This window comes from Leisingera sp. F5 (assembly GCF_001593695.1).
The window spans coordinates 1-1,902 of sequence record NZ_LUKH01000660.1; the positions used below are offsets into that span (position 1 = coordinate 1).

General features: G+C 62.0%; 3 protein-coding genes. 2 read left to right on the forward strand and 1 reads right to left on the reverse strand.

The window, feature by feature from the left end:
- Positions 1–679, forward strand: a 679-nt coding sequence (locus A2I95_RS34480) for an ABC transporter substrate-binding protein (protein ID WP_291737039.1), incomplete at its 5' end; no start/stop codon positions are given.
- 11 nt (positions 680–690) lie between these two features.
- Positions 691–1,716 carry a transporter substrate-binding domain-containing protein gene (locus A2I95_RS34485; protein WP_291737042.1) on the forward strand — a complete coding sequence of 342 codons (1,026 nt, stop codon included), beginning with the start codon at positions 691–693 and terminating at the stop codon, positions 1,714–1,716.
- A 2-nt stretch (positions 1,717–1,718) separates the two neighbouring features.
- On the opposite strand, the gene A2I95_RS34490 is transcribed toward A2I95_RS34485, so the two are convergent.
- The coding region (locus A2I95_RS34490) for a hypothetical protein (protein WP_291737044.1) at positions 1,719–1,902 on the reverse strand (184 nt) is incomplete at its 5' end.

Below are 1,902 nucleotides of genomic sequence, written 5' to 3' on the forward strand. Positions count from 1 at the left end.
CAACGGCGGCATGATGACCGACGTGCTGAACGCCGCAATGCGCCACGCCGGCCCTGAGCAGGGCTACGCGGTCCATTGGGTCGACCTGTGGACGGCGCATGAAGAGCCGCTGCTGTCCAATGCGCTGCTGGACGCGGGCTTCCCCTGGTACAAGCCGGATTGCGGAAACAACCCCGAAGAACCGCGCTGCAAGAACTTCCTGTTCTCGGACCCGCTGTTCGAAGTGCTGGTGCTGATGTTCACTGACAAGGCGCGGCCTCTGACCTTCACCAAGGACGAAGACCTGTTCGGCAAGACATTCTGCCGCCCGCAAGGCTATGAGACGTATCTGTTCGAGCAGCAGGGCCGCCACTGGCTGCGCGATGGCAAGGTTGAGGTGGTGCAGCCGCTGACCACTGCCGAATGCTATGAGATGGTGCTGGAAGGTAAGGCGGATGCGGTGGTGATGAATGAATTCACCGGCCGCGCGCAGATCAAGGAACTGGGCCTGTCGGACCGCTTTGACGCGGTGCCCGAACCGATCTCGATCCAGGCGCTGCACGTGATCGTGCACAAGACGCATCCCGAGGCGCAGCAGATGATGGACATGGTCAACGCCGCATTGCGCGGCATCCGCGAAGATGGCACCTATCAGGCGATCATCGAAGACCACATGGCCAGAGTGTGGGCCGGATATTGAGGGGGAAGAGCATGCTGAACAGCTTCTGCCGCCACTTGCTGGGCCTGGGGCTGCTGCTGGGGCTGCTGCCCTCGGCGGCCCTGGCGATCTGTGACGTGGAATATGTCGTGCAGCCGGGGGACAACCTGTTTTCGATCGCCGAGACCCATTACGGCGACCGCGAGCGCTGGACCATGATCTACTACCGCAACCAGGATGTTCTGGTCGGCTCGTCGGTGGTGCCGGGACGCAAGCTGCAGATCCCCTGCATCAAACAGGCGACCGCCCCGGACGCCACCCCGCTGCGCAGGCAGGAAGCTGAGATGACGCTGTTGACCGGCGGCGGCTATGCGCCCTTTACCGACAGGAGCCTGCCGGGCCAGGGCATGGTGACTGAACTGGTCAATGCGGCGCTGGAATTGGCACCCTCGCCAGTGTCTTATGCGATCAACTGGGAGGACGATTGGTCCAAGCATCTGTTTCCGATGCTGGACCAAAAGGAGTTCGATATGGGCTTCCCTTGGTTCAAGCCCGATTGCAAGGCGGAACCCGGCAATGAGCGCTGCGTGAATTTCCACTTCTCCGAACCGGTGATGGCGCTGCCGATCATGCTGTTTGTGCGGGTGGAGGATCAGTTCGCCTTTGCAGATGACACCGACGTCGAAGGCAAAACCCTGTGCCGCCCCAAGGGCTATTTCACCCACGATTTGAACCGGCAGGGGCGCCGCTGGCTGGATGACGGCAAGATCACCCTGGTGCAGCCGCATTCACCGGCCGACTGTTTCCGCATGGTGTCCGAGGGTCAGGTGGATGCGGTGGCGGTGAACTTGTTTCTGGGCGCCAGCACCATCGTCCGGGAAGGTCTGCGCGACACCGTTCTGCCGTTGGAAAAACCGCTGTCCGAGGAAGGCCTGCATGTGGTGATCTCCAAGCGCCACTGGCGCGGCACCTCGCATCTATACCGGATCAACGCAGGCCTGAAAAAGCTGCGTGAAAGCGGCCGCTTCGAGGAAATCATGTCACGCCATCTGGAGCTGTTCTGGGCTCAGCTGCAGTAACTTCAGGCCTGCCAGGCCGACGCGGTCCTGGCAGCCTCATAGCCATGGCAGGCAGCTTCGGATCCCACCTCGGGATCCGGGCCTTTGCGCTTCGCACGTTGCAGCAGCAGATACGCAGACAGGACGGCGTTTTCCTGAAACAGGGCCGGCCTCCGGTCTGTATCGCGCTGATACTCTCCCGCCCGG

Coding starts and splice junctions, on each gene's coding strand:
- A2I95_RS34485 (WP_291737042.1), top strand. CDS start 691: ATGCTGAACAGCTTCTGCCGCCACTTGCTGGGCCTGGGGCTGCTGCTG.